Source organism: Pseudactinotalea sp. (genome assembly GCF_048594945.1).
Lineage (GTDB): Bacteria > Actinomycetota > Actinomycetes > Actinomycetales > Beutenbergiaceae > Pseudactinotalea.
In genome coordinates this window covers 1-1,624 of the sequence record NZ_JBMDXJ010000341.1, presented here as the reverse complement: position 1 = coordinate 1,624, position 1,624 = coordinate 1, and the positions used below count along the sequence as shown (strand labels likewise).

The 1,624-nt window shown below is 69.5% G+C and carries 2 protein-coding genes and 1 pseudogene; all 3 read right to left on the bottom strand.

What is annotated here, in order from left to right:
- Nucleotides 1-155 (bottom strand): triose-phosphate isomerase (locus tag ACOJSN_RS15365; RefSeq protein WP_420113366.1); only part of this gene is annotated, 155 nt, incomplete at its 3' end.
- A 7-nt stretch (nt 156-162) separates the two neighbouring features.
- Nucleotides 163-1,365 (bottom strand): phosphoglycerate kinase, encoded by a 1,203-nt coding sequence (locus tag ACOJSN_RS15360; RefSeq protein WP_420113365.1) that lies wholly within the window; start codon nt 1,363-1,365, stop codon nt 163-165.
- A 93-nt stretch (nt 1,366-1,458) separates the two neighbouring features.
- Nucleotides 1,459-1,624: pseudogene (locus ACOJSN_RS15355) on the bottom strand (type I glyceraldehyde-3-phosphate dehydrogenase); the annotation flags it as partial.

Sequence of the window (1,624 nt, the reverse complement as noted above, 5' to 3'; positions counted from 1 at the left end):
ACCACGACGACCTCGACCGAGGCGTAGTCGTGCTTGGCGTCCTTGAGCCCCCACGCCAGCTTCTGCACCAGGTGCGTCGCCTGCAGGTGGTCGAGGTTCATCTTCCAGTTGCCCGCCATCAGGGGCGTCCGGCCGTGCGTGTGCTGAGTTGTCATGTGCGTGTCAGTCCTCCAAGACAGAGATGCCGGGGAGGTCCTTGCCCTCCAGGAACTCCAGCGACGCACCGCCGCCGGTCGAGATGTGGCTGAAGCCGGCCTCGTCGAAGCCGAGCGCACGCACCGCGGCGGCGGAGTCGCCGCCGCCCACGATGCTGAACGCGCCCTTGGCGGTCGCGTCCACGATGCCCTGCGCGACCGCACGGGTGCCGCCGGCGAACGCGTCGAACTCGAACACGCCCATCGGGCCGTTCCACACGATCGTCTTGGCGTCAGCGAGTGCGGCGGCGAACGCCTGCTGCGACTCGGGGCCGATGTCGAGGCCGATCTCCTCGTCGGGGATCGCGTCGACGCCGACCACGGTGGCCGGCGAGTCCGCCTTGAACTCGGGCGCCACGACCACATCGGTCGGCAGCACGATCTGCACGCCGCGCTCGGCGGCGGTGGCGAGGTAGCCCTTGACGGCATCCACCTGGTCGGCCTCCAGCAGCGACTTGCCCACCGAGTGCCCCTGCGCGGCGAGGAAGGTGAACACCATGCCGCCACCGATGAGGAGCCTGTCCGCCTTGCCCAGCAGGTTCTCGATCACGCCGAGCTTGTCGGAGACCTTCGCACCGCCGAGCACGACGGCGTAGGGGCGGGCCGGGTCGTCCGTCGCCTTCCGGAGTGCTTCCACTTCCTTCTGCACCAGGCCACCGACGGCGTGGGGCAGCGTGGTGGCGACGTCGTAGACCGAGGCCTGCTTGCGGTGGACCACGCCGAAACCGTCGGAGACGTACGCGTCGGCGAGAGCCGCGAGCTCCTTCGCCAGCGCCCCGCGCTCGGCCGCGTCCTTGCTGGTCTCACGCTTGTCGAAGCGCACGTTCTCGAGCAGGGCGACCTGACCGTCCTCCAGAGCCTCCACGGTCGATCGTGCCGACTCGCCCACGAGGTCCTTGGCGAGCGCGACCGGCTGGCCGAGCAGCTCGCTCAGCCGCTGCGCGACCGGAGCGAGCGAGTACTTCTCCTCGAAGCCGGTCCCGGCCGGCCGGCCGAGGTGAGCCGTGAGCACGACCCGAGCACCGCCGTCGAGCAGGGTCTGGATCGTGGGCAACGCCGCACGGATACGGCCGTCGTCGCTGATCGTGGTGCCGTCGAGCGGCACGTTGAAGTCGGCACGGACCAGCACGCGCTTGCCGCGCAGGTCACCCAGGTCGGCGATCGTCTTCACGTTGTGTCTCCTGCTCAGGGGTGAGATCGGGTGGGCAGACGCTCGCCCGCGCCGGGTCGGGACGGCGCCCGGCGCGGGCGAGGGGTCATGCGATCAGAGCTGGTCGCCGACGAACGACGTCAGCTTGACGAGGCTGCTGCTGTAGCCCCACTCGTTGTCGTACCAGGAGACGACCTTGACGAGGTTGCCCGACACCTTGGTCAGGCCGGCGTCGAAGATGCTCTGGTGCGGGTTGGTGATGATGTCCGAGGAGACGATC